The sequence below is a fragment of the Mycobacterium sp. 3519A genome (assembly GCF_900240945.1).
In the GTDB taxonomy this organism is placed as follows: domain Bacteria; phylum Actinomycetota; class Actinomycetes; order Mycobacteriales; family Mycobacteriaceae; genus Mycobacterium.
Genome location: NZ_OESG01000012.1, coordinates 1 through 22,922, shown reverse-complemented (window position 1 = coordinate 22,922; position 22,922 = coordinate 1). Strand labels below are relative to the sequence as shown.

The 22,922-nt window shown below is 67.4% G+C and carries 22 protein-coding genes, 1 tRNA gene, 1 rRNA gene and 2 pseudogenes; 4 read left to right on the top strand and 22 right to left on the bottom strand.

The features are described 5' to 3' along the window. The first annotated feature begins 1 nt into the window (after position 1). On the top strand, positions 2-514 hold the full coding sequence (locus tag C1A30_RS02190) for a GNAT family N-acetyltransferase (RefSeq protein ID WP_101946660.1): 513 nt from the start codon (positions 2-4) through the stop codon (positions 512-514). 299 nt (positions 515-813) lie between these two features. Here C1A30_RS02190 and C1A30_RS02185 read toward each other — a convergent pair. Continuing rightward, a tRNA-Pro gene (locus tag C1A30_RS02185) sits at positions 814-887 on the bottom strand. A gap of 90 nt (positions 888-977) precedes the next feature. On the opposite strand from C1A30_RS02185, the pseudogene C1A30_RS02180 reads away from it, so the two are divergent. Further along, positions 978-2,465 (top strand): annotated as a pseudogene (locus C1A30_RS02180) (cryptochrome/photolyase family protein). On the opposite strand, the gene C1A30_RS02175 reads toward C1A30_RS02180, so the two are convergent. The 7 genes from C1A30_RS02175 to C1A30_RS02145 are packed head-to-tail and all read right to left on the bottom strand — an operon-like array spanning position 2,462 to position 8,476. Next, a complete protein-coding gene (locus C1A30_RS02175) occupies positions 2,462-3,244 on the bottom strand; it encodes a sulfite exporter TauE/SafE family protein (protein ID WP_101946659.1) in 783 nt (260 codons plus the stop codon). The pseudogene C1A30_RS02180 and the gene C1A30_RS02175 overlap by 4 nt on opposite strands. A gap of 10 nt (positions 3,245-3,254) precedes the next feature. After that, on the bottom strand, positions 3,255-4,658 hold the full coding sequence (der, locus tag C1A30_RS02170) for a ribosome biogenesis GTPase Der (RefSeq protein ID WP_101946658.1): 1,404 nt from the start codon (positions 4,656-4,658) through the stop codon (positions 3,255-3,257). Then, positions 4,655-5,341, bottom strand: a complete 687-nt coding sequence (cmk, locus tag C1A30_RS02165) for a (d)CMP kinase (protein WP_101946657.1) — start codon at positions 5,339-5,341, stop codon at positions 4,655-4,657. Before cmk ends, der begins: the two co-directional genes overlap by 4 nt. Continuing rightward, positions 5,338-6,081: a pseudouridine synthase gene (locus tag C1A30_RS02160; RefSeq protein WP_101946656.1), complete on the bottom strand. Its 744-nt coding sequence runs from the start codon at positions 6,079-6,081 to the stop codon at positions 5,338-5,340. The genes cmk and C1A30_RS02160 overlap by 4 nt, the downstream gene beginning before the upstream one ends. A 1-nt stretch (position 6,082) precedes the next feature. Continuing rightward, positions 6,083-6,799 carry an SMC-Scp complex subunit ScpB gene (gene scpB / locus C1A30_RS02155; RefSeq protein ID WP_101946655.1) on the bottom strand — a complete coding sequence of 239 codons (717 nt, stop codon included), beginning with the start codon at positions 6,797-6,799 and terminating at the stop codon, positions 6,083-6,085. Beyond that, complete coding sequence (locus tag C1A30_RS02150) at positions 6,792-7,619, bottom strand: segregation/condensation protein A (RefSeq protein WP_101946654.1); 828 nt, start codon at positions 7,617-7,619, stop codon at positions 6,792-6,794. Before C1A30_RS02150 ends, scpB begins: the two co-directional genes overlap by 8 nt. Then, complete coding sequence (locus C1A30_RS02145; RefSeq protein WP_101946653.1) at positions 7,616-8,476, bottom strand: ParA family protein; 861 nt, start codon at positions 8,474-8,476, stop codon at positions 7,616-7,618. Before C1A30_RS02145 ends, C1A30_RS02150 begins: the two co-directional genes overlap by 4 nt. Before the next feature lie 138 nt (positions 8,477-8,614). Between C1A30_RS02145 and C1A30_RS02140 the strand changes: the two genes are divergently transcribed. Beyond that, a complete protein-coding gene (locus C1A30_RS02140) occupies positions 8,615-9,370 on the top strand; it encodes an O-methyltransferase (RefSeq protein ID WP_101946652.1) in 756 nt (251 codons plus the stop codon). Here the strand turns inward: C1A30_RS02140 and C1A30_RS02135 are convergent. The 7 genes from C1A30_RS02135 to C1A30_RS02105 all read right to left on the bottom strand — a co-directional run bounded on the left by C1A30_RS02135 (position 9,359) and on the right by C1A30_RS02105 (position 16,592). Then, positions 9,359-10,486 carry an NAD(P)/FAD-dependent oxidoreductase gene (locus tag C1A30_RS02135; protein WP_101946651.1) on the bottom strand — a complete coding sequence of 376 codons (1,128 nt, stop codon included), beginning with the start codon at positions 10,484-10,486 and terminating at the stop codon, positions 9,359-9,361. The two genes, C1A30_RS02140 and C1A30_RS02135, sit on opposite strands and share 12 nt — an antisense overlap. A 33-nt stretch (positions 10,487-10,519) precedes the next feature. Then, positions 10,520-11,467: a site-specific tyrosine recombinase XerD gene (gene xerD / locus C1A30_RS02130; RefSeq protein ID WP_101946650.1), complete on the bottom strand. Its 948-nt coding sequence runs from the start codon at positions 11,465-11,467 to the stop codon at positions 10,520-10,522. Further along, on the bottom strand, positions 11,464-12,084 hold the full coding sequence (locus tag C1A30_RS02125) for an NUDIX hydrolase (protein WP_101946649.1): 621 nt from the start codon (positions 12,082-12,084) through the stop codon (positions 11,464-11,466). The genes xerD and C1A30_RS02125 overlap by 4 nt, the downstream gene beginning before the upstream one ends. Beyond that, a complete protein-coding gene (locus C1A30_RS02120) occupies positions 12,077-13,840 on the bottom strand; it encodes a CTP synthase (RefSeq protein ID WP_101946648.1) in 1,764 nt (587 codons plus the stop codon). Before C1A30_RS02120 ends, C1A30_RS02125 begins: the two co-directional genes overlap by 8 nt. A gap of 136 nt (positions 13,841-13,976) precedes the next feature. After that, positions 13,977-14,918 (bottom strand): copper transporter, encoded by a 942-nt coding sequence (locus tag C1A30_RS02115; RefSeq protein ID WP_101946647.1) that lies wholly within the window; start codon positions 14,916-14,918, stop codon positions 13,977-13,979. Positions 14,919-14,926: 8 nt separating this feature from the next. Continuing rightward, the gene (gene steA / locus C1A30_RS02110) at positions 14,927-16,111 is read right to left on the bottom strand and encodes a putative cytokinetic ring protein SteA (protein ID WP_101947574.1); all 1,185 of its coding nucleotides are present in this window, start codon (positions 16,109-16,111) and stop codon (positions 14,927-14,929) included. Between the two features lie 97 nt (positions 16,112-16,208). Beyond that, positions 16,209-16,592: a VOC family protein gene (locus tag C1A30_RS02105; RefSeq protein WP_101947573.1), complete on the bottom strand. Its 384-nt coding sequence runs from the start codon at positions 16,590-16,592 to the stop codon at positions 16,209-16,211. On the opposite strand from C1A30_RS02105, the pseudogene C1A30_RS02100 reads away from it, so the two are divergent. After that, positions 16,585-17,130, top strand: a pseudogene (locus tag C1A30_RS02100) (TetR/AcrR family transcriptional regulator); the annotation flags it as partial. The gene C1A30_RS02105 and the pseudogene C1A30_RS02100 sit on opposite strands and share 8 nt — an antisense overlap. Here C1A30_RS02100 and recN read toward each other — a convergent pair. The 7 genes from recN to rrf form a co-directional block, all read right to left on the bottom strand. Continuing rightward, the gene (gene recN, locus C1A30_RS02095; RefSeq protein ID WP_235009618.1) at positions 17,124-18,953 is read right to left on the bottom strand and encodes a DNA repair protein RecN; all 1,830 of its coding nucleotides are present in this window, start codon (positions 18,951-18,953) and stop codon (positions 17,124-17,126) included. The pseudogene C1A30_RS02100 and the gene recN overlap by 7 nt on opposite strands. Then, a complete protein-coding gene (locus tag C1A30_RS02090; protein WP_101946646.1) occupies positions 18,953-19,876 on the bottom strand; it encodes an NAD kinase in 924 nt (307 codons plus the stop codon). Before C1A30_RS02090 ends, recN begins: the two co-directional genes overlap by 1 nt. Beyond that, entirely contained in the window at positions 19,873-20,682 is an 810-nt protein-coding gene (locus C1A30_RS02085; protein WP_101946645.1) for a TlyA family RNA methyltransferase, read from the bottom strand. Before C1A30_RS02085 ends, C1A30_RS02090 begins: the two co-directional genes overlap by 4 nt. A 6-nt stretch (positions 20,683-20,688) precedes the next feature. Beyond that, positions 20,689-20,874 (bottom strand): hypothetical protein, encoded by a 186-nt coding sequence (locus C1A30_RS02080; RefSeq protein WP_067801296.1) that lies wholly within the window; start codon positions 20,872-20,874, stop codon positions 20,689-20,691. An 8-nt stretch (positions 20,875-20,882) separates the two neighbouring features. After that, positions 20,883-21,905 carry an HAD-IIA family hydrolase gene (locus C1A30_RS02075; protein WP_101946644.1) on the bottom strand — a complete coding sequence of 341 codons (1,023 nt, stop codon included), beginning with the start codon at positions 21,903-21,905 and terminating at the stop codon, positions 20,883-20,885. A 2-nt stretch (positions 21,906-21,907) separates the two neighbouring features. Further along, the gene (locus tag C1A30_RS02070) at positions 21,908-22,690 is read right to left on the bottom strand and encodes a tetratricopeptide repeat protein (protein WP_101946643.1); all 783 of its coding nucleotides are present in this window, start codon (positions 22,688-22,690) and stop codon (positions 21,908-21,910) included. 113 nt (positions 22,691-22,803) lie between these two features. Continuing rightward, positions 22,804-22,918: ribosomal RNA gene (gene rrf / locus C1A30_RS02065) — 5S ribosomal RNA — on the bottom strand. Between the last annotated feature and the right edge of the window lie 4 nt (positions 22,919-22,922).

Genomic DNA, 22,922 nt, shown 5'->3' with positions numbered 1-22,922 from the left:
AATGTTCGAGTCCACGCGACTCGCTGACGCTCACACGCTAGAAGGATTCGACTGCGGTAAGGAGTCGCTGAATTCCTGGCTCATCGCCCATGCCCGTCGTGCCGACAGCAGCGGAGTCGCGCACGTCTACGTGTGGACGCCGCTCGGCGAACAGAAGGTCATCGCCTATTTCGCCATCTGCCCCACCGAAGTAGTACGCAATGACGACGGCGTCTCGGGATCCATGGCCGGCGGCTATTCCCGCATTCCCGGATACTTGATTGCCCGCCTGGCGATCGACACGTCGCTGCGCGGTCGTGGATATGGCGAGCAGCTGCTGCTCGACGCACTAGGCAAAGCAGTCGCCGCATCGGAAATCGGCGGCGGCCGGCTCATCGTCGTTGACGCCATAGACGACGAGGCCCAATCCTTCTACGAGCACTACCATTTCGTTCCCGTCAAAAACCGCGAGCGTCGTCTGGTCATGAAGGTGTCCACGGCGGCGAAAGCGCTCGGCGAACGTTGGCGGGAGTAACCCTTCCGCCGAATGATGTGCTGCTCAAGGAGAAGTGATCATTAGCTTGACAGAAGCTCCCCATCGAACCCGACGCCGGCACCGCGTGTGGTCCCAGGTCGGTTTGCACCTCACGGAACCGTCACGGCCGAATACAACATCATCGCAAGTCAAAGACTGTTCTCTAAGTCGGGCTGACAGGAACCGCCGGCGCGACCGCCTCGTCCCTCGGCGGGCGCTTCGGCTCCCAGCATCATGTCCGCCCTCCGCAACGCAAATGGCCAGGCCGGCTGAAGCCGGTCCTGGCCTTTGCTTTTGCGTCGGGCTGACAGGATTTGAACCTGCGACCACTTGACCCCCAGTCAAGTGCGCTACCAAACTGCGCCACAGCCCGCGGTGCCGCCAGGATCGCCGGCGGCAGGTCGAAAGCCTACCGCAGCACGACGTCACAATCCCAACCGCCACGAGTGGGTACCTGCATGTTGTGAGCAGTGGCGATACCACCCCGTTGTGGCTGTTCGCCGATCAACTCGGCCCGGCGGTCCACGGCGGCGAACATGCCGACCGCGAGATTCTGCTGATCGAGGCGGCCTCGGCCCTGCGGCGGCGCCGCTACCACCGCCAGAAACTGCACGTCGTGCTGTCCGCGCTGCGGCACGCCGCCCGCGACCTCGGCGACCGGGCCACGCTGATCACGTCTGACGGTTACACCGACGCCCTCGAACGCTACGGCCGACCAGTCCTGGTGCATGAGCCCACCTCCCACGCCGCCGAGAGGTTCGTGCACCGCCTGAAGCGACAAGGGCTCGTCGCCGACATTCTGCCGACCCCCACGTTCGCGCTGCCGCGCGCCGAGTTCGCCGCCTGGGCAGGCACCCGCTCCCGCTTCCGGATGGAGGATTTCTACCGCGACCAACGCCGCCGCTTCGACGTGTTGATGGCCGGCGACGATCCCGTCGGCGGACGATGGAACTAGGACACCGAGAACCGCGAGCCACCGCCGAAAAAGCAAGCCACACTTGGCGTTCCGGGATCCTATCGACCGCGTGAGGACGACATCGACGAACAGGTTCGTCACGACCTCGACCGCATGGACCTCGACACCGTCGGCGTGGACGGCCCACGCCTGTTCGCCGTCACCCCCGCCGAGGCGCGCCGAGCGCTGACCCGGTTCATCGACCATCGCCTGCCCCACTTCGGCCAATACGAGGACGCCATCATGGGGCAGGACTGGGCGATGTCGCACTCACTGCTGTCCGTACCACTGAACTTGGGTGTGCTGCATCCCCTCGACGCCGTCCACGCCGCCGAGCACGCCTACCGCCAGCACAAGGCGCCGCTCGCCGCGGTCGAAGGTTTCATCCGCCAGATCCTCGGCTGGCGCGAATACATGTGGCATCTGTACTGGCACTTTGGTCGGGACTACCTGCGCAGCAACGAACTGCAGGCGCGAACGAAGCTGCCGCAATGGTGGACCGAACTCGACGCCGACGCCGTCACCGCCGAGTGCCTTCGACACGCCCTGACCGGCGTTCGTGACCGTGGCTGGACCCACCACATTCAGCGGCTGATGGTGCTGGGCAACCACGCGCTGCAGCGCGGCTACCGGCCGGACGACCTCGCCGAGTGGTTCGCCACCGCCTACGTCGACGGCTTCCGGTGGGTGATGCCCACCAACGTCATCGGCATGAGCCAACACGCCGACGGCGGCAAACTCGCCACCAAGCCGTACGCCGCCGGCGGCGCATACATCAACAAGATGAGCGACCACTGCGGCGATTGCGCATTCGACCCGAAGAAACGCCTCGGCGACGACGCCTGCCCGTTCACCGCGGGTTACTGGGCGTTCGTGCACCGCCACCGCGGCCGGCTTGCCCGCAACAACCGCACGCAGCGCGCCGTGTCATCGATGGAACGACTGGCCGACCTGGAAGCGGTCCTGGAACAAGAGGCCTCGCGGCGCAAGTACTAAATACTGACCAGGCGATACAGGCCGATCGCGCCGACCATCACGATCGCGGTGCGCAGCGCCGCAGGCGACAGCCGTCGCCCGTAATGCGCACCGAGGAACCCGCCGAGTAGTGAGCCCACCGCGATCAAACCCGCTGCCAGCCAACTGATTCGGCCGAAGGCGACGACGGTGTACGCCACCGCGGCCACGATGTTCACCAACAGCGACAGCAGGTTCTTTGCGGCGTTCATCCGCTGCATGTCCTCGGGCAGAAGCGCACTCATCGCCGCGATCAGCATGATGCCCTGCGCCGCCGTGAAGTATCCGCCGTAGATCCCGATGGCGAACGTGCCGAACACCAGGGCCGTCATCCGCCGTGCGCTCACGTGTTCCGGCGACTGACCGGATGCCTCGGCGCGTCGGCGTGCCCACTCCTGGATCTTCGGCCCGACGACCACCAAGCCCAGGGCGAGCACCAACAAGACCGGCACCACACGCTCGAACACCGACTCCGGCAGGTGCAGCAGCAGCCACGAACCCAACAACGCGCCGATCAACGACGCCGGGATCTGCCAGCGCAGTCGGTGCCATTGCCCGCGGAGTTCGCGGCGATAGCCCCAGGTGCCCGATACGCCACCGGCCACCAGGCCGACCGCATTCGACATCGTCGCGGTCACCGGCGGGTAGCCGAGCGCCACCAGGGTCGGAAAGGTGATCAACGTGCCCGAACCGACGATCGCGTTGATCGCTCCCGCCCCGACGCCCGCCAGGGCGATCAGGATCATGTGCGAGATGGGCATTTGCCCAACCCTATCGAGACTTTGCGCCTCTCTTTTCCCGCACCCGCACGTTGATCCGGATCGGGCTGCCCTCGAACCCGAATGTCTCGCGTAACCGCCGCTCAAGGAAGCGCCGATAGCCGGCCTCGAGAAAACCTGTGGTGAACAACACAAACGTGGGTGGCCGCGCAGTGGCCTGTGTGGCGAACAAAATCCGCGGTTGCTTGCCGCCGCGGACCGGCGGCGGGGTGGCCGCCACCACCTCCTTGAAGAAGGTGTTCAGCCGCCCGGTCGGCACCCGGGTGTCCCACGACGCCAGCGACGTCTCCAGCGCGGGCACGAGCTTCTGCACCGCGCGGCCCGTCTTGGCCGAGATGTTGACCCGCGGCGCCCACTGCAGTTGCGCCAGCTGCAAGTCGATCTCGCGGTCCAGCAGATATCGCCGGTCCTCGTCGACCAGGTCCCACTTGTTGAACGCCAGCACCAGCGCGCGGCCCGCCTCGATCACCATCGACAGCACCCGCTGGTCCTGTTCGGTCAGCGGCTGCGACGCGTCGATCAACACGATCGCGACCTCGGCGGCGTCGATGGCGCCGTGGGTGCGCACCGACGCGTAGAACTCGTGGCCGCTGGCCTGACCGACCTTGCGCCGCAATCCCGCGGTGTCGACGAAACGCCAGAGTTTGCCGTCCATTTCGATCAGCGAGTCGACCGGGTCGACCGTCGTGCCCGCCACGTCGTGCACCACCGACCGTTGGTCGCCGGCCAGCCTGTTCAACAGTGAACTCTTGCCGACATTCGGCTTGCCGATCAACGCGACTCGGCGCGGCCCTCCCCCGCCCGACGCCATTTCCGAGACGGCGGGCAGCGATTCGGTCACCTTGTCCAGCAGATCGGCGACTCCGCGGCCGTGCATCGCGCTGACCGGATGCGGCTCGCCGAGCCCGAGCGACCACAACTCCGCCGCGTCGGCCTCACCGCGTTCGGTGTCAACCTTGTTGGCTGCCAAGAAGACTGGTTTGCCAGAGCGTTGCAGCAGCCGCGCCGCGGCCTCGTCGGCCGTCGTCGCCCCGACCGTCGAATCGACGACGAAGACGATCGCGTCCGCGGTGCGCATCGCCACCGAAGCCTGCTCGGCCACCAACTGCTGCAGGCCCTTGGCGTCCGGTTCCCAGCCGCCGGTGTCCTGTACGACGAACCGCCTGCCGCTCCACAGCGCGTCGTAGGACACCCGGTCGCGGGTCACCCCCGGCACGTCCTGCACGACGGCCTCGCGGCGGCCCAGGATGCGGTTCACCAGTGTCGACTTGCCGACGTTCGGGCGACCGACGACAGCGACCACCGGCGGCGGCGCCGCGGCCTCCTCGATCGCCTCGGCGACCTCTTCTGCGCCCAGTTCCCAATCGGTTTCGTCGCTCCACGTGCCGTCGCTCATCGCGACGCCCCGGCGTGCTGGTTGACCAGGTCCAGCAGATGAGCCACCACTTCAGACTCATTCATGTCACTGGTGTCGACGACGACCGCATCGTCGGCGGCCCGCAACGGCGACACTGGCCGCGTCGAGTCCAGATGATCGCGGCGTTTGACGTCCGCCAGCACCGCCTCGTAGTCGTCCGGCAGACCGGCGGTGACGTTCTGGTCGTTGCGCCGCCGTGCGCGTTCCTCCGCCGAGGCGGTGAGGAAGATCTTGATGTCGGCGTCGGGAAGCACCACCGTGCCGATGTCACGCCCCTCGACCACGACGCTGCCCTGACCCGCCGCCAGTTCCCGCTGCAGGTCCACCAGGCGGGCCCGCACCGCAGGCACCGCCGACACCGCGGACACCGCCTTGGTCACCTCGTCGCCGCGGATCTCGGCTGAAACATCTTCTCCCGCAAGGTAAGAGCGGTCCTCGTCCGGGTCGTAGCCGACGGACAGGTCGACGGTGGCCGCCGTCGCGCCGATGGCGTCGACGTTCTGCAGGTCCACCCCGGCCCGCAGCACCGCGAGCGTCACGATCCGGTACATCGCACCGGTATCCAGGTAGCGGGCATCCAGCGAACGGGCCAAACCCCTTGAAACCGAAGACTTTCCGGTTCCCGCAGGCCCGTCGACCGCGATCACCAGTGAGGAGCTCACAGGCCCACCGCCTTGTACAACTCCCCTACCTCCTTGCGGCTCAGCACCCGGATGCTGCCCGGCCGCTGATCGCCCAAAGCCACCGAGCCGATGTCGGTGCGCACCAATTCCAGCACCGGATGACCGACCGCCGCCAGCATCCTTCGCACGATCCGCTTGCGCCCCTCGTGCAACGTCACTCGCACCAGCGTCTTGCCGGGCACCTTGTCCACCAACGCGAAATCGTCGACCCGGGCGATGCCGTCCTCCAGTTCGATGCCTTCGCGCAACTTGTTGCCCAGACCCCGACGCACCGCCCCGTCGACCGTCGCCACGTACGTCTTGGGCACCTCGAACGACGGATGCATCAACCGGTGCGCCAACTCGCCGTCGTTGGTCAACAGCATCAGTCCCTCGGTGTCGGCGTCGAGTCGGCCGACGTGAAACAGCTTCTTGTTGCCGCGTACCCGGTGCTCGACCAGATCGCCGATGCACGGGCGGCCCCGGTCGTCGCTCATCGTCGAATGCATCCCGCGCGGTTTGTTGATCGCCAGGTGCACCAGCGTGTCGTCGACCGTGACGCGGGCCCCGTCGACGCGGATCACCGAGACGTCCGGATCGACCCTGGTGCCGAGTTCGGTCACGATCCTGTCGTCGACCTCGACCCTGCCGTCCAGGATCATCTTCTCGGCGACGCGGCGCGACGCAATTCCCGCCTGCGACAACACCTTCTGCAGACGCACTCCTTCGGAGGCGGCCATCTCACTCCTGATCCACGTCGAACGGCGTGGCGTCGCCACCTGCGGGCACCCCACCGTTGAGTTTCATGAAACGTGGCTCTTCGCTGAGAGATTCGCTGAGATCGTCGATGACGTCGACGTCCGGCAACAGCGGCGCGATGTCCGGCAGGTCGGCCAACGACGTCAATCCCAGCCGCTCCAGGAACAGCTCGGTGGTCGCAAAGGTCGTCGCGCCGGTATCCGGGTCGACACCCGCCTCGGTGATCAGTCCGCGCGCCAGCAGCGTGCGCATCACCGCGTCGACGTTGACGCCGCGCACCGCGCTCACCCGCGCACGGGTCACGGGTTGGCGGTAGGCCACCACCGCCAACGTCTCCAACGCCGCACGGGTCAGCTTGGTCCTGGCACCGTCGAGCAGCAGCCGTTCGACGTAGGGAGCGAATCGCGCCCTGGTGTACATCCGCCAGCCACCGCCGGCTTCGCGCAGGTCGATACCGCTGTCCCTGGCCGTCAGTTCCTCGGCCATCAACTGAAGCTTCGCGGCGACCCGATACGCCGGCTGATCGGTCGCGGCGGCCAACTGATCGACCGTCACCGGGGTGTCGACCACCAACAGCAGCGCCTCCAGCGCCGCGCCCAGCTCGGAATCCTCCAGCTCGGGTGCGGTCGCGACGTCGATGCCCAGGTCCAGATCGGTGGGCACGTCCACGGCAGCTTCGGTCGGCAAATCGTCAGTCATATTGGTCTACTTCCGCAGCCAGGTGTTCGTTGGTGGGCCGTTCGCCGGTCCACGAAATCTGGAGCACACCAAGCGGTTCTGGTTGCTCGAATGCTACCGCCCGCGCCCGGTAGAGCTCGAGCAGCGCCAGGAACCGGCCCACGATCTCGATCGGCGCACCACAGTCGGCCACCAGCTCGGAAAACGACGCCCACTGCCCGATGCCGCGGCTCTCCAGCAGGTTCATCAGATTGCTCACCTGCTCCGGCACCGACACCACGACCTCGTGCAGGTGTTCGGTGCCCACGGTCGGCACCGGTCGCGGCGTGAACGCCGCCGCGGCGATCTGCGCAAAGCTCTCGGCGTCGACGCCCAGCATCACCTCGGGCAGCAGCTCCTCGTAGCGCTTCTCCAATGCCACCGCCCGCGGGTAGCTGCGCAGGGCGGCGGCCTCCAGTTCGGCGAACATCTCCGCGACGTGTTTGAACGCGCGGTACTGCAGCAGCCGCGCGAACAGCAGGTCGCGGACCTCCAGCAGCGCCAGGTCGTCCTCGTCGTGCACCTCACCGGCGGGCAGCAGCCGCGCCGCCTTGAGGTCCAGCAGGGTGGCCGCGACCACCAGGAACGCCGTGGTCTCCTCCAGCTCCAGCTGCGGACCGATCGCCTTGGTGTAGGCGATGAAGTCGTCGGTGACCTGATGCAGCGCCACCTCGGTGACGTCGAGGCGGTGCGCGAAGATCAGCTGCAACAGCAGATCGAACGGGCCCTCGAAATTGCTCAGCCGGACCTGGAAACCGCTCTGCTGGGTCTGCTCCTCCGGTGTCGATTGAACGTCGTTCACGCGCCGAACCGGTCGATGACCTCGCGCGCCAACGACCGATATGCCTCGGCCCCACCGGATTTCGGCGCCCAGGTGGTGATCGGCTCGCCCGCGACGCTGGTTTCGGGGAACCGGACCGTGCGGGTGATGACGGTGTCGAACACCAGATCGCCGAACCGCTCCAGCACGCGGGCCATCACTTCGCGGGAGTTGACGGTGCGAGGGTCGTAACGGGTGATCAGGATGCCGCTGATGGACAGCTTCGGGTTGAGCCGGTCGTGCACCTTGTCGACCGTGTCCGTCAGCAGCGCGAGGCCGCGCAGCGAGAAGTACTCGCATTCGGTCGGGATGATCACGCCGTCGCTGCACGCCAGCCCGTTGACGGTGAGCAGGCCCAGCGACGGCTGGCAGTCGATCAGCACGTAGTCGTAGCGATCCAGCACCGGATACAGCGCGCGGGCCAGCGACTGTTCGCGGCCGACCTCGTTGACCAACTGGATTTCGGCGGCCGACAGGTCGATGTTGCTCGGCACCAGGTCCATGCCAGGCACCCGGGTGTGGATCACCACGTTGTCGATCGACACCCGCGGTTCGACCAGCAGGTTGTGCACGGTGTGCTCGAGTTCGTAGTGCGGCACGCCAAGGCCCGCCGACAGCGCGCCCTGCGGGTCGAGGTCCACCAGCAGCACCCGCCGCCCGTATTCGGCGAGGCTGGCTCCCAGATTGATGGTCGACGTGGTCTTCCCGACGCCGCCCTTCTGGTTGCACATCGCGATGACCTTCGCGGGGCCGTGCACGTTCTTCGGCTTGGGCTCGGGAATGCTTCGTGGCGGCCGGCCGGTCAGGCCCAGCTCGGAGCCTCCTCCTTCGTCGGTCATACCCGACCGCCGCTGGTCAGGCACGCAGAAGGCATTCCGAACATCCGGGCAAGTTTAACGGCAGGCGACTGCCTGGACTGGCAGACCCGCGGGCAACGTCGGACCCAATCAACCGGCCCGCCCGAATAGGCTGGCGACATGAGCCTCAAGCAGCGCGTACCGTTCCTGCGCTGGTCGTTCTGGCGCCTGGCGGTGGGAGCCCGCAACATCACCAAGACCGGCCAGATCGGCGACGGACGCGAAGCCGCCGCGGCCGACTATGTGGTCGCCAACGCACGCAAGGGCGACATCGACGACGTGATCGCCAAGGTCGACCAGTTCGCCTATGAGGAGTCGTTCCTGATCAACGTCGGCGACGAGAAGGGCGCGCTGCTCGACGCCGCGGTCCGCCGCGCCAACTCCGGCCTGGCGCTGGAGTTGGGCACCTACTGCGGCTACGGTTCGCTGCGGATCGCGCGTGCGGCGCCGTCGGCCAAGGTGTTCTCCGTCGAGCTGTCAGCAGCGAATGCCACCGTGGCGCAACGGATCTGGACTCACGCCGGCGTTGCCGACCGGGTCACCTGTGTGGTGGGCACGATCGGCGACGGCGGCGCCACCCTCGACAGGTTGGCAGGAGAACACGGGTTCGCCAAGGGGAAACTGGACCTGCTGTTCATCGACCACGACAAGGCCGCCTACCTGCCCGACCTGCAGAGCATCCTCGACCGGGGCTGGCTGCACCGCGGGTCGATCGTGGTCGCCGACAACATCCTGATTCCCGGTTCGCCGAAGTACCGCGAGTTCATGAGCCAGCAGCAGGGCAAGCTGTTCGACACCGTCGAGCACAAGACACACGGCGAGTACCAGTCGCTGATTCCGGACCTCGTTCTGGAGTCGGAGTACCTAGTCGACTGACAGCTCACGGGCGATGCGCTTCGCTACCCGCTTGGACTGGCGGGCCAGGTGCCCGATGAACGACGGCCGGAGGTCGAAGCCGACGAACCGCAGCCCCGCCGCGGCGGGTTGTGGTCCAAACGCCAGCGGTTTGCCGTTCGCGTCGAGCACACCGAGATGACCGACCACCGGTTCGAGGCCAACCTTGTACCCGGTCGCGAGGATGACGGCATCCGCGTCCAACCGCGACCCGTCGGTCAGGAGCACCTGCCCACTGTCGAAACGCTCGACCGCCGCGACCACTTCGATCGAGCCTGCCTTGATCGCGTCGATGACCTCCATGTCGACCAGCGCGGGCACCCGCCCGCGGTACTTGGCCCGGGTGAACACCCCCTCGGTGGGTGTCGGCAAGCCGAACTCGGTGAGGTCGCCGACGGCCCTTCGCTGCACACCCGCCGCGATCGGGTCCGAGATACGAACCGGAAGGCGATAGAGCGGCCGCAGGATCGGGTCACCGGAGAAGCCGCCGGGCAGCGACCGCAGCATGACGTGCGGCGGTGTGCGCACGGCCAGCCAGGCTTTGGCGACGCCGCCGGTGGCGAGGTCATGGGCGATCTCCATGGCCGACGAGCCGGCGCCCACGACGACGACCTTCTTGCCCCGGTATTGCGCCGGGTTGCGGTACTCCGAGGAGTGGATCACGTTCGCGAACGCGCCAGGCAATCGCGGGAGGTCGGGCGTGTGGTGGAATCCGATGGCGACGACGACTTGGCGCGCATCGATGTCGTGGCCGGTCGAGGTCTGCAGGCGCCATCCGCGGTCGCGTCGCTCGACGCGCTGGACATTCGTCCCCAGCCGCAGATCGATGCCTTCTTCGCGGGCGTGCCGGTCCAGGTGCGCGACGACGTCGTCTCGACTGGGAAACATCGGGGTGCCCTTCGGATATCGCCGATTGGGCAAATGGGAGAAGGGTCTGCCGGTGTTGAGCTTCAAACGGTCGTATCGCTTGCGCCACGCGCCGGCGACCTGGTCAGCCCGCTCGATCAGCAGCGGACGGACTCCCCGGTCACGCAGACTCAGCGCGACCGCAACTCCAGCCGGTCCAGCCCCGACGATCGCGACATCTGGTTCGCTCACACCCGGTCCAAACGATCGCGGCCGCGATTTTGTTCAGCGGGCCCGCGGGTGGGCGCCGGCCCAGACTTCGCGCAGCGCGTTCACGGTGACCATAGTGTAGATCTGCGTCGTGGTCACCGAGGCGTGCCCGAGCAACTCCTGCACCACCCGGACGTCGGCGCCACCGTCGAGCAGATGCGTTGCGAACGAGTGGCGGAGCACGTGCGGTGACACCGTGGCCTTGACTCCCGCCCGTTCGGCGGCGTCCTGCAGCACCTGCCATGCGCTCTGCCGCGACAACCGCCCGCCGCGGGCGTTGAGGAAGATGGCGGGTGTCCCGCGACCGCGGCGCGCCAGGTCCGGGCGCCCCCGGACCAGGTAGGCGTCAAGGGCGCTTACGGCGGGCCTGCCGACGGGGACCAGTCGCTGCTTGCCGCCCTTGCCGCGCAGCAACGCCGAGCGGGCTTGGGTGTCGATGTCGTCGATGTCGAGGCCGACTGCCTCCGAGATGCGGGCGCCCGTGGAGTACAGCAGCTCCAGCAGGGCCCGGTTGCGCAACGTCAACGGACCGTCGGCCTCGCTGTCACCTCCGGCGGCGTCGAGCAGGGCCAGCACTTCGTCGATGGTCAGACTCTTGGGCAGCCGCCGACTCGGGGTCGGCGGCTTCACCTCGCGTGCCACGTCGACCTCGGTCAGTCCCTCAGAGGCTGCGAAACGGTGCAGACCCCGTACGGCAACCACCGCACGCGCCGCCGAAACCGCCGACAGCGGAGCGGTTTTCGTGTCGGGGTCGCCGCGGCGCAGCGACACCAGGAAGTCGCTGACGTCGGCCTCGGTGACCTTGGCCAGATCGTCTATGCCCCGCTCGGTCAGGTGCTCCGAGTACCGGCGCAGATCGCGGCGATACGAACTCAGGGTGTTGGCCGCGACGCCGCGTTCGATGGTGAGGTGGTCGAGGTAGCCCTGCAACTGGTCGTCCAGAGCGCAGCGGAACGCCGTCATTTGTCGGCCTGTCGCGCCGCGAACGCCTTCGACCTGTCGGGCCACGGCGCGTCGACGGGGCGAAGCGCGGCCGGGTCCTCGACATCGTGGGCGGCCAGAATGCCCGCTATGGCAATGGAATTGACGATTTCGCCGTCGAGCACCATCCGCCTGGCCTGCTCGAGGGGAAACCACTTCACCTGGAGGTCGGCCTCCTCGTCGTGGGCCGCGGGACGGCCGACGTCGGTGATGCCGGTGGCGAGGTACACCCGCACGCATTCATCGCTGAAGCCCGGCGCCGTGACGAGGTCGACCAGCACCCGCCAGTCGGTTGCCTCCAGTCCGGCCTCTTCCCTGAGTTCACGCGCGGCGGAGAGGTGCGGCGGTTCACCACCGAGATCGAGCAGTCCGGCAGGCAGTTCCCAGAGTCGGCGGCCGACGGGATGCCGGTACTGGTAGACCATCACGACGTTGTCGGCGGCGTCGAGCGCCAGCACCGCCACCGCACCGTAGTGCTCTATGACCTCGCGCTTGGCGATGTTGCCGTGCGGCATCCGCACGTCGTCGGTGCGCAACGCGAAAATCTTTCCGACATAGATGGTTTCGCTGTTGACCGTCTCGAACTCGTGATCAGCCACGGGCTGCGTGCTCTTGGAGCAGTTGCGAACCGTTCTCGTGGTGATCGATGCCGTTCGCACGCTGCTCGGGGATGTCCATGCCCGGCAATCGTTCCTCGGCTTTGTAGTTGAGCGACGCGCCGATGAACGCGACGAACAGCGGATGCGGGCGGGTGGGCCTGCTCTTGAGTTCCGGGTGCGCCTGGGTGCCGACGATGAAGGGATGCACGTCAGCGGCGTACTCGACGAACTCCACCAGGTGACCGTCGGGCGAGGTGCCGGAGAATTTCAGCCCGCTTTCAGCGATGCGGTCACGGTATTCGTTGTTCACCTCGTAACGATGGCGGTGTCGCTCGGACACTTCGGTGGCCTGATAGGCTTGCGCCACAATCGATCCGGCCTCCAGCACGGCCGGATAAGCGCCCAGTCGCATGGTGCCGCCGAGATCGGCTTCGCCTGCCACCGCGTCACGTTGATCGGCCATCGTGGAGATGACCGGATCCGGTGTCTTCGGGTCGAACTCGGCGGAGTTGGCCGCGGTCAGGCCGACCGAACGGGCAGCCTCGATCACGATGCACTGCAGGCCAAGGCACAGCCCAAGCACCGGCAGTCCCCGCTTACGGGCGTGCGAAATGGCACCGATCTTGCCCTCGATGCCGCGGATACCGAAGCCGCCGGGGATCAGCACACCGTGCACATCGCTCAGCGCGGCGGCTGCACCGGCGTCGGTTTCGCAGTCGTCGGAGGCGACCCAACGCATCTCCACCTTCGCGCGGTGTGCGAAGCCGCCGGCGCGCAGTGCCTCGGCCACCGACAGGTAGGCGTCGGAGAGGTCAATATATTTGCCCACCAACGCGATTCGCACGGTCTCGTGCGGTTCGTGCACCCGCTGCAGCAGGTCGTTCCACTGCGTCCAGTCGACGTCGCGGAACGGCAGGTTCAGCCGGCGCACCACGTAGGCGTCCAGTTCCTCGCGGTGCAGCACCTTGGGGATGTCGTAGATCGACGGTGCGTCCGGAGTGGAGATCACGCCGTCGATGTCGACGTCGCACATCAGCGCAATTTTGTTTTTCAGCGGTTCGGGCACGTCGCGGTCGCAGCGCAGGATCAGCGCATCGGGGGTGATACCGATGCTGCGGAGCGCGGCGACGGAGTGTTGCGTCGGTTTGGTCTTCAACTCGCCGGACGGCGCCATGTAGGGCACCAGCGAGCAGTGCAGGAAGAAGCAGTTCTCCCGGCCGACCTCATGGCGCACCTGCCGCGCCGCTTCGAGGAAGGGCAGCGATTCGATGTCACCGACGGTGCCGCCGATCTCGGTGATCACCACGTCGGGTCGGTGGCCGTCGGCGTCCGGTGCGGCCATCGCCAGGATGCGACTTTTGATCTCATCGGTGATGTGCGGGATGACCTGGACGGTGTCGCCGAGGTATTCGCCGCGGCGCTCCTTGGCGATCACCGACGAATACACCTGTCCCGTGGTGACATTGGCCGAGCCGGACAGGTTGCGGTCCAAGAAGCGCTCGTAGTGGCCGACGTCGAGGTCGGTTTCGGCGCCGTCCTCGGTGACGAACACCTCGCCGTGCTGGAACGGGTTCATGGTGCCGGGGTCGACGTTGAGGTAGGGGTCGAGCTTCTGCATGGTGACCTGCAAGCCCCGCGCGGTCAGCAACTGGCCGAGGCTGGACGCCGTCAGACCTTTACCGAGTGAGGAGACCACGCCGCCCGTTACGAAGAGGTGCTTGGTGGCGGTTTGCGGGTGCTTGCGTAATGCTGGCAAGAGCAACCTCCGTGACGACGGGCAGGGGATCGCTGAACTAGCTGGGGCCTGCCGACCCACGGAACCCCACCCTAACACCGACGCCGACAAGCCGGTGCTGACACGCGGGCTGGGGGCACCTCCCGCTTGCGGGGGCCTATTGCGGCAGCGTTACCGATGAAGCGCCCTGGCCGAGGCCGTACTGCCCGGGCCGCCCACCGTTGATCAGGTCGCCCAACGCGAGCACGGTGGTGATCCGGCCCGATTCGGCGTTCACGTCGTCGACGGTGGAGACCGCGCCCTTCAGCCCGGTGTCCGACCTCGTCACGGCGACCGCGGCGGTGCCGGACGCAGAGCCGTCCCGTCCCGCGATCACGGTGCCGGAGCCGTGCGGAGCGAGCCCGGCGGCGAGGCGCGCGACCGTGGGCCCCTGATTGCCTGCGCCGTCGCCCAGTCCCCCGCCGGTGACGATCAGCGCGGTGTTGGCCGGTGCGATGCGCTGGGCGCCGTATGTGATGAAGCCCGTGTCGCGCAGCGCCGTCAGCACGGTGTCGCGCTGAGTGTCGTCGACCACCGGAGCCTTCGGGTCCTTGTTGATCAGCAGGGCGATCCCCAACAGGTCGCCTGCCTGCGACCCTTGGTCCACCGATTTGGTGCTCAGCTGCGTGCCGGCGGGCACGATCGGCGAGTTCACCACCGACAGCAGCTTCTCGGCGGAGTTCGCGTCGACGAATTCCTGCGTCAACGCGATGGTTCCGCTGACCGTGCCGCCCGCCTGTCCGACCATTCTGGTCAGCGCGTCGACGTCGTCGTCGGTGGCGTCGGGGGTGCGGAACACCATCACCGACTTGGCCTGCAGCACGTCATGCAGAATCCGCGGTGACATCTGCGCGTCGAACTCGCCTGCGGCGCTCAGCTTTTCGTTCAGCGCATTCTTGTCGTCGGTGAGCGAGTTGATCTGGTTCTGCAGCTGATGTTTGTCGTCACGCAGGCCCGACAGCAACGTGTTCGACAGTAGGCCCGACCCGAGCGCCACCCCGACGGCCAGCGCGAGGAACACGGCCGCGAGCGAAATCGCATGCGTGCGAAGTGAAATCATAGGAATTCCTAGGCGACCAAGCCCTGGACCCAGAGCGAGAACCGGTTCCAGTAGTCGGCGATCCAGTCCAGCACCGCGGCATCGGCACGCGACACCCACAGCGCCGCAATCACCGCGATCAGCATCGCGAGCACAAGCAGTGCAATCGCCCCACCGGACACCCGGCTGCGGTACAACGTGGCAACGGCTTTGGCGTCCACCAGCTTTTCGCCGACCTTCAGCCGGGTCAGGAACGTCGACGGGTTGCTCTGCTGGCGTGACCGGTCGAAGAACTCCTCGATGCTGGCGGAATGACCCGCGGTGACGATCAGCGATGCGCCGTGATGGTCGCACAACAGCAGTGCCAGGTCGGCGGCCGAACCTGCGGCGGGGAACGTCATCGCACCGACACCCAGATCCTGGATTCGCTCCAGGCCCGCGGCGTGACCGTCGGCGTCGGCAGGCAGCACCACCTGAGCGCCGCAGCGCAGCGTCTCCGCGCTGATCTTGTCGGGGTCACCGACGATGAGTTGCGGTCGGTAGCCGGCCTTACGCAGCACGTCGGCACCGACACCGACGCCGACGAGGACCGGTTGGTACTCCTTGATGAACGGTTTGAGCGCCTTGAGGTCACCGGCCGCGCTGAGGTCTTCGGCGACGATCACCACATGCCTGCGGTTGACGTCGACATCGATGTCGGGGATGCCGATGCCGTCGATCAGCAGGGGGCTCTCGCTGCGGATGAATTCGATCGTGTTGCCCGCGAACGCCTCGAGGTGTGCGACCAGTCCGCTCTTGGCCTCGTGCATCAACTCGTGGATCTCGTGGTCGGTGCGCTCGGTGCCGGCAATCAGTTGCCGATCGCCGGAGTACACACCGCCGTCGTGCAGTCGCACGCGGGCGCCGTCCTTGACCTTTTTGAACACCTCCGGGCCGGTCTCGTCGATCAGTGTGACGCCATTGGCGACGAGCACCTCGGGCCCGAGGTTCGGGTAGCGGCCCGAAATGGACGGCGACGCGTTGATGACCGCGGCGACGTTGGCCTCGACGAGCGCATCGGCGGTGATCCGGTCGAGATCCAAGGCGTCGATGACGACGATGTCACCGGGCGTGACTCGTCGCAGCAGCCGATCGATGTCGCGGTCAACTCGGGCGGTGCCGGTGATACCCGGCCGGGAGTTGGCAGATCGGGAAAGCAGCGCTGACATCTTCATGGCGCCGATTCTGTCGAGGAACTGCGGAAATCGGTCGGAGGCGCGCCGTAACACCAGCCCCAGACGCACCTTTTGTCACAATTGCAACAGTGTCGTTTCAGCCCTGATATGCCTCGAACAACTCGACCAGATTGCCCGACGGATCGACCGCGAGGGCCTGCCTGCCGCCCCCGCCGGTGATTGGGTCGCCACGGAATTCGACGCCGGCCTCCTTGAGTTCGGCCACCGCGCTGTCCAGATCGTCGACTTGGGCTTGGAAGCGGTTCCATCCACCCGGCGTGGGCGTCGAACCGTCGGACAGGGTCTGGCCCGCCCCACCGCCGCCGCCGGGGGCGTTCAGCAGCAGGCGCAGGTCGCCGTTGCGCAGCATCGCAAACCCCGGGCCCGGTTTCATGACCACCTCGAAATGGAAGTGACGGGTGTAGAAGTCCGCCGCGGCGTCGACGTCGTCGACGATGTAGCGAACGCTGAATGTGCTCATCATTGCACCTCCTAGAAGTTATGATACAGAAGTGTCCCATAACGTGCAGCGGTCAGATCCGCGTATCGAGGAGTCCCGCCGGGCGATCCTGCGCGGCGCCCTCGAGGAATTCGCGATACAGGGCTACAGCGGATTTCGGATGGAGTCGGTGGCGGCCATCGCGGGCGTCGGGCGCAGCACGGTGTATCGACACTGGCCGAACAAGGCGGCGTTGATCGCCGACGCCCTCGAGACCCTCAACGTGCAACCCGACCCGGCCCGCGATCTTCCCGACGGCGACGCCCGCGCCGGCGTCGAACTGATCCTGCAGCACCTGGCCGAAGCGCTGGGTGATTCTCCGCTGTCGGCGTGCGTACCTGCCCTGGTGCACGCCGCCGAGACAGCACCCACCGTTCGCGACTTCCTGCATGGCTATTCGGCACGACGACGGCAGCGGTTGACCGACACGATCGCGGCGGGGGTCGAGGCCGGTACTTTCCCGTCGCGCGTCGACCCCGAGGCGGCCTCGGTTGCGCTGGCCGGCGCGATGTTCTACCGGCGGTTGATGACTGCCGACCCGCCGGACGCGGACTTCATCACCCGCTTGGTGGACACCGTGCTCGGCGCCCAGTTCTTCCGGTCCTGCTGCGCGGCGTCCAGTAGCTCACGGGCGGGCGCGCGGCCACTGTCGGACTCCCCCAGCCCGGCCAACATGCGCGCGAGTTCCGCGACCCGGTCGTCGTCGTCGAGGCGGCGCACCCCGCTGGCTTTGTTGCGCCCGCCGCCGCTGTCGACGACCAGGTGAACATCGGCGTAGGCGGCGACCTGGGGCAGGTGCGTGACGACGATGACCTGGTGGGTGCGGGCCAAGCGGGCCAGCCTGCGTCCGATCTGCACCGCCGCGCGGCCGCCGACACCGGCGTCGACCTCGTCGAAGACCATGGTCGTGCCTTCGACCGACGCCGCCAGCACCACTTCCAGAGCCAGCATGACCCGCGACAGTTCACCGCCGGATGCGCTCTTGCTCAGCGGTAGCACGTCGGTGCCGCGGTGCGCGGCGAAGCCGAATTCGACGGCGTCGACACCGTCGTGGCCGGCGTGCACGGTGACTCCGGTCGGCAGCGTCAGCGGCGCGGAATCGTCGGCTCGGGCGGGAAGCGCGGCGACCGACACGGTGAACTCGGCGTCGGCCATCGCCAGGCCGGCCAGCTCGGCGGTCACTGCTTTGGCGAGGTTCTTGGCGGCTTTGGTCCGCGCCTTGGTGAGTTCTGTTGCAGCGCTGACCACTTTGGCTTCGAGCTCGCCGACACGACGCTCGAGTTCTGCCAGCGCCTCCTCCGAGACGTCGAGGAGCCCAAGGCGTTCCCGCGATTCGGCCGCCCACCGCAACACACCGTCGATGTCGGCGGCGTACTTGCGGGTCAGGGTGCGCAGCTCACCCTGTCGGGCCAGTTTGGTCTCGAGAGTGCTTGCGTCGCTGGGAAGTCCGGCGAGATAGTCGCCGAGTTCGGTCGACACGTCGATCAGCACGGCCAACGCGCCGGTGAGTTGTTCGGCCAGCGCGCGCAACGTCGCGTCGTCGGTGGCGTCGAGAGCCGACTTCGCGTGCGCGACGCTGTTGGCGGCCGATGCGTCCGACGGATCGTCGTCGGAACCGGAGAGTGCGGCGCGGGCTGACTGCGCAGCCTCGCGCAGCGCATCCAGTTCTGACAATCGTCTGATGTCGTCGACGAGCGCCTGGTCTTCGCCGGGTTCGGGTGCGACGCTGTCGATTTCGTTGAGCCCGAACTTGAGTCGGTCCGCTTCCTGAGCCAACTCGCGTGCGCGTTGCTTGCGGTCGGCGAGGTCGCGACGAGCGGCCAGCCAGTCCTCACGCACCCTTCGGTAGCGCTTCAACTGCGACTCGACGTCGACGGACCGGTCAAGTGCGGCGCGCTGTTCTTCTGGCCGCATCAACCGCAGTTGGTCGTTCTGCCCGTGCAGTGCGAGGAGTTCGTTGGTGAATGTGCTGAGCGATTTCGCGGGCACGCTGCGCCCACCCAGATAGGCCCGTGACGGACCGTCGCGGCTGACGGACCTGGCGGCGATGACGCTACCGTCGTCGTCGCGGTCGGCTCCGGAGGACTCCAGGATGTCGTCCACCCTGCCGGCCACCCCGTCGCCCAATTCTGTTGTGGTGAACCGACCTTCGACCACCGCGCGGCTCGCCCCGGACCGCACCCTGGACGCGTCGGCGCGCGCGCCGCCGAGCAGGTGCAGGCCGGTGACCACCATCGTCTTGCCGGTACCCGTCTCTCCGGTCAGCACGGTGAACCCGCGATCGAACTCGGCCGTCGCGGCGCTGATGGCACCGAGCGATTCGATACGGATTTCGGATAACACTACTGTCCGCGCCACCCTTTGACCGGCAACCGGAACTTGCGCACCAGGCGGTCGGTGAACGGCGCGCTGTCCAACCGCACCCACTTCAACGGGGTGCCGCACCGCGTCACCTCCAACCGGCCACCGGCGGGGATGATCATCTCGCGGCGGCCGTCGCAGAACACATATGCATCGTGGCCGGACGCCTCGATTTCGATGGCGATCGCGGCGTCGGGGCTGGTGACCAGCGGCCGCGCGAACAATGCGTGAGCGTTGTTGGGCACCACCAGAATTGCCTCCAGGTCGGGCCACACGATGGGCCCGCCGGCGGAGAACGCGTACGCGGTGGACCCGGTCGGTGTCGACACCAGCACGCCGTCGCAGCCGAACGACGACACCGGCCTGCCGTCGACCTCCAAAACGACACCCAAAACACCCAGCCGGGGCCCCTTTTCGAGGCTGGCCTCGTTGAGCGCCCAGTTGCGATCGGCGATCTTGCCGTCGACGCGGACCACGACGTCGAGCGTCATCCGCTCCTCGACGCGGTAATCCCGGGTGATGACGTGCTCGAGCACCGTGTCGATGTGGTCGGCTTCCGCCTCGGCGAGGAAACCGATGCGGCCGAGATTGACACCCAGCACCGGTATTTCGACGTTGCGCGCCAATTCGGCGGCCCGCAGGAAGGTGCCGTCACCGCCGAGAACGAGAACCAGTTCGCAACCCTCGGCCGCGCGCTCGTCGGCGTCGACCACCTCGATCTCGATGCCGAGTGCCCGCATATCGTCGGGTGCCAGCCGCAACGGGCCACGGTCGACCGCTTCCGCGGAAAGCACCCGGAGTCCAATGCCGTTGTCCCCCAACACCTTCTCGACTCGGCGAGCGACCTCGGTGGCCTCTTCACGGCCGGTGTGGACGACCAGCAAAATGTTGCGTTCACACGTCATTGCGGGCCCTCCGCGACGGCCCGGTGAATCGCCTGCGCTAGCTTTTCGTCCCGCAGCGGAGCATCGGCACTGGCCCGCAGGTGCAGGAAATATTCGACGTTGCCGGAGGGGCCTGGCAGCGGACTGGCGGTGACACCGACGGTATGCCAGTTGAGCGTGGCGGCCTTGTCCGCGACAGCGCGCACCGCCTCGGCGCGCAGTTCAGGGTCGGAGACCACTCCGCCCGCACCGACCCGATCCTTACCAACCTCGAACTGCGGCTTCACCATAGGAACGATATCCGCCTCGGCTGACGCGCAGGCGGCCAGCGCCGGCAGCACTGTGGACAGCGAAATGAAGGACAGGTCGGCAACCACCAGGTCGACCGGTCCCCCGATCGCCTCGGGGGTGAGGTCGCGGACGTTGGTGCGTTCCAGCACGTGCACGCGCGCATCGTTGCGCAGCGACCAAGCCAACTGGCCGTAGCCGACGTCAGCGGCGACGACTTCACGGGCGCCGCGGTCGAGCAGCACTTCGGTGAACCCGCCCGTGGACGCGCCTGCGTCGAGGCAGCGCCGGTCGTCGACCGACAGGGCGAACGCGTTCAGGGCACCGATCAGCTTGTGGGCGCCGCGGGACACCCAGCTACGTTCGTCGTCGCCCTCGACACGAAGCGTCGCGGTGATGGCGATCGCCGTGGCCGGTTTGGCCGCAGGCATGCCGTCGATGGAGACCCGCCCGGCGCCGATCAATTCGGCCGCCTGCTGCCGGGAGCGCGCCAGACCGCGCCGCACCAGCTCGGCGTCAACACGAGCGCGCCGGGTCACGAGCGGTTAGCCCTTCTCGACGGATTCCAACGCATGCACGAGCAGGTCGTGAGCCTCTTCGAGCCGCGCTGCGACGGCATCGATGTCCGCATCGGCAAGCTGGTCGAAACCGGAGCCCTCCTGGGCCGGATCGGGCACGTCTGCCAGTAGTTCCGCGATCTGGGCGCGAATCTGGTCGGGGTCGGTACTCATGTCGGTCTTCACGCTAGCCGATTTGGCGGGCTGAGCAGGGACCAGCGGTCCATGGCCTGTCGCGCCATGTCGTCGCCGGCCATCAGCACGACGCGGTTGCCGTCGAGCTGGGCGTTCCACACCGCGCTGGCGGTCGCGCGGACCACGGACAGCGCGTCGTCGGGGTCGCGTCCGGTGGACTGCACCGTCACCGCCGTCGGGCCCACGTCGACGTACCACGCGGGATGCGGTCCGATGCGGAGGGTGTCCGCGCGGGCGTACAGCGAGCGGAGGTCCTCGGCGATGTAGTTGGGCCGCTGCCCGACGCTGGCGCGCACGGTGTCGGCGGCCGTGCTGACGCCGCACAGCACGTGCAGGCTGGGCAGGCCGGCCGCATTGGCACCCGCGATGTCGGTGTCGAGACGATCACCGACGACCAGCGGGGTGCGAAACTTGCCGCGCGCCAGCGCATCCATCAACAGGGTGGGCTCGGGCTTGCCGGCGACCTGCGGTTTGGTGTCGGTGGCGGTACACAGGGCGGCGACCATCGCCCCGTTTCCCGGCAGCAGTCCGCGTTCCGACGGCAGGGTCTTGTCGACGTTGGCGGCGACCCACAGTGCGCCGCCGCGGATGGCCAGCGCCGCCTCGGCGAGATCAGGCCATGCGGTTTGCGGCGAATGCCCCTGGACGACGGCGACGGGGCCGTCCGCCCACTTGCGCACCGGCTTCAACCCGGCCTTACGGACTTCGGCCGCAAGCGAATCGGTGCCGACGATCAACACCGCTGCGCCGGGCTGCAACTGCTCCTGCAGCAGCCGCGCCGCGCTTTGGGCGCTGGTGACGACGTCGTCAGGTTTGGCGGTGAAGCCCATCGCGTTGAGGTGTTGGGCGACTTCGGCCGGTCCGCGCGAGGCGTTGTTCGTGACGAACAGGATGCGCGACCGGACTACCGCCAAAGTCTCGACGGCTCCCGGGGTGGCTTCGTGGCCGCGGAAGACGGTGCCGTCGAGGTCGAGCAGTAAGCAATCATGTTCTTGCGCAAGGGTACTCACCGTCAGGAGAGCTCCGTGATGCGCTCTTCGGCGTCGGTGACACCTTCGATGTCGGCGGCCGCGGCATGGATGAACCACTGCAGCGCGTCGTCGGTGCGGTCGAGCGCGAGCAGCGTTTCGGCGTAGACATAGAACAGTCGCGCGGCGGTCTGTCCGGTGCGGGTCGGGTCGAGCTTCGGGGTCGACAGCATCGCAAGGGCCTGCTCGTGCTGGCCGAGATCGGAACGCGCGCCGGCGACGACGATGCGCAGTTCGTCGGCGTCATCGCCGGTGAGTTGGGCGGCTTCGGGGCTGCGCGCGAGTTCGATGGCCCGCTCGGGGCGCCCGACGCCGCGTTCGCAGTCGGCGATCAGCGGCAGCAGCGGCGACTTGCTGCCCATTCGGCGTGCCGCACGCAGTTCGGCTAGGGCCTGAGCCCAGTCGCCGCAGTGATAGGCGGCGATGCCGACCGCTTCGCGAACCGCCGCGATGCGCCCGGATCGGGCGCGCGCGGCACGGGCATGCGCCAGCGCGGCTTGCGGATCGTCCTCCAGAAGCTCGCCGGCTGCGACCAGGTGGCGGGCCACGACGTCGGCGGTCGAGCGATCCAAAGTCGTTAGCTCACCCCGTATTTCGGGCGAGAGTTGCTTGGCCTCGATCTCGGCGGGGATCGGCGGGCCCTGGGGTCGCGGCGCCTCACCGTTGGGTTGGGGTTGAGCGCGGCGAGCGCGGTTGGGCCCCGAGCTGCGCGGCGCCGAACGTCGCGGACGACGCCGGTCTCCGCCGCCCTGGCTGTCCTGGACCACGTATGCCTTTCTACACGTGTTTGCCAATCCCGACAATTCAGCAATTGATTTGTCGAATTGTGGCGAATATAGAATCACCCCCCACGCAATTGTGGGGGGTGATTCTAAATTGTGTTCGGCGGTGTCCTACTTTTCCACCCGGGTTGGGTAGTATCATCGGCGCTGGCAGGCTTAGCTTCCGGGTTCGGGATGGGTCCGGGCGTTTCCCTGCCGCTATGTACCGCCGTAACTC

What these genes read in the sequence shown, in the direction of transcription:
- C1A30_RS02175 (WP_101946659.1), bottom strand. Translation starts at nt 3,244, where the DNA reads ATGCCCATCTCGCACATGATCCTGATCGCCCTGGCGGGCGTCGGGGCG.
- C1A30_RS02105 (WP_101947573.1), bottom strand. Translation starts at nt 16,592, where the DNA reads ATGAGCACATTCAGCGTTCGCTACATCGTCGACGACGTCGACGCCGCG.
- scpB (WP_101946655.1), bottom strand. Translation starts at nt 6,799, where the DNA reads ATGACTGACGATTTGCCGACCGAAGCTGCCGTGGACGTGCCCACCGAT.
- der (WP_101946658.1), bottom strand. Translation starts at nt 4,658, where the DNA reads ATGAGCGACGGCACGTGGAGCGACGAAACCGATTGGGAACTGGGCGCA.
- C1A30_RS02190 (WP_101946660.1), top strand. Translation starts at nt 2, where the DNA reads ATGTTCGAGTCCACGCGACTCGCTGACGCTCACACGCTAGAAGGATTC.
- C1A30_RS02090 (WP_101946646.1), bottom strand. Translation starts at nt 19,876, where the DNA reads ATGACGTGTGAACGCAACATTTTGCTGGTCGTCCACACCGGCCGTGAA.
- C1A30_RS02080 (WP_067801296.1), bottom strand. Translation starts at nt 20,874, where the DNA reads ATGAGTACCGACCCCGACCAGATTCGCGCCCAGATCGCGGAACTACTG.
- C1A30_RS02140 (WP_101946652.1), top strand. Translation starts at nt 8,615, where the DNA reads ATGAGCCTCAAGCAGCGCGTACCGTTCCTGCGCTGGTCGTTCTGGCGC.
- C1A30_RS02145 (WP_101946653.1), bottom strand. Translation starts at nt 8,476, where the DNA reads ATGACCGACGAAGGAGGAGGCTCCGAGCTGGGCCTGACCGGCCGGCCG.
- C1A30_RS02115 (WP_101946647.1), bottom strand. Translation starts at nt 14,918, where the DNA reads ATGATTTCACTTCGCACGCATGCGATTTCGCTCGCGGCCGTGTTCCTC.
- steA (WP_101947574.1), bottom strand. Translation starts at nt 16,111, where the DNA reads ATGAAGATGTCAGCGCTGCTTTCCCGATCTGCCAACTCCCGGCCGGGT.
- xerD (WP_101946650.1), bottom strand. Translation starts at nt 11,467, where the DNA reads ATGACGGCGTTCCGCTGCGCTCTGGACGACCAGTTGCAGGGCTACCTC.
- C1A30_RS02160 (WP_101946656.1), bottom strand. Translation starts at nt 6,081, where the DNA reads ATGGCCGCCTCCGAAGGAGTGCGTCTGCAGAAGGTGTTGTCGCAGGCG.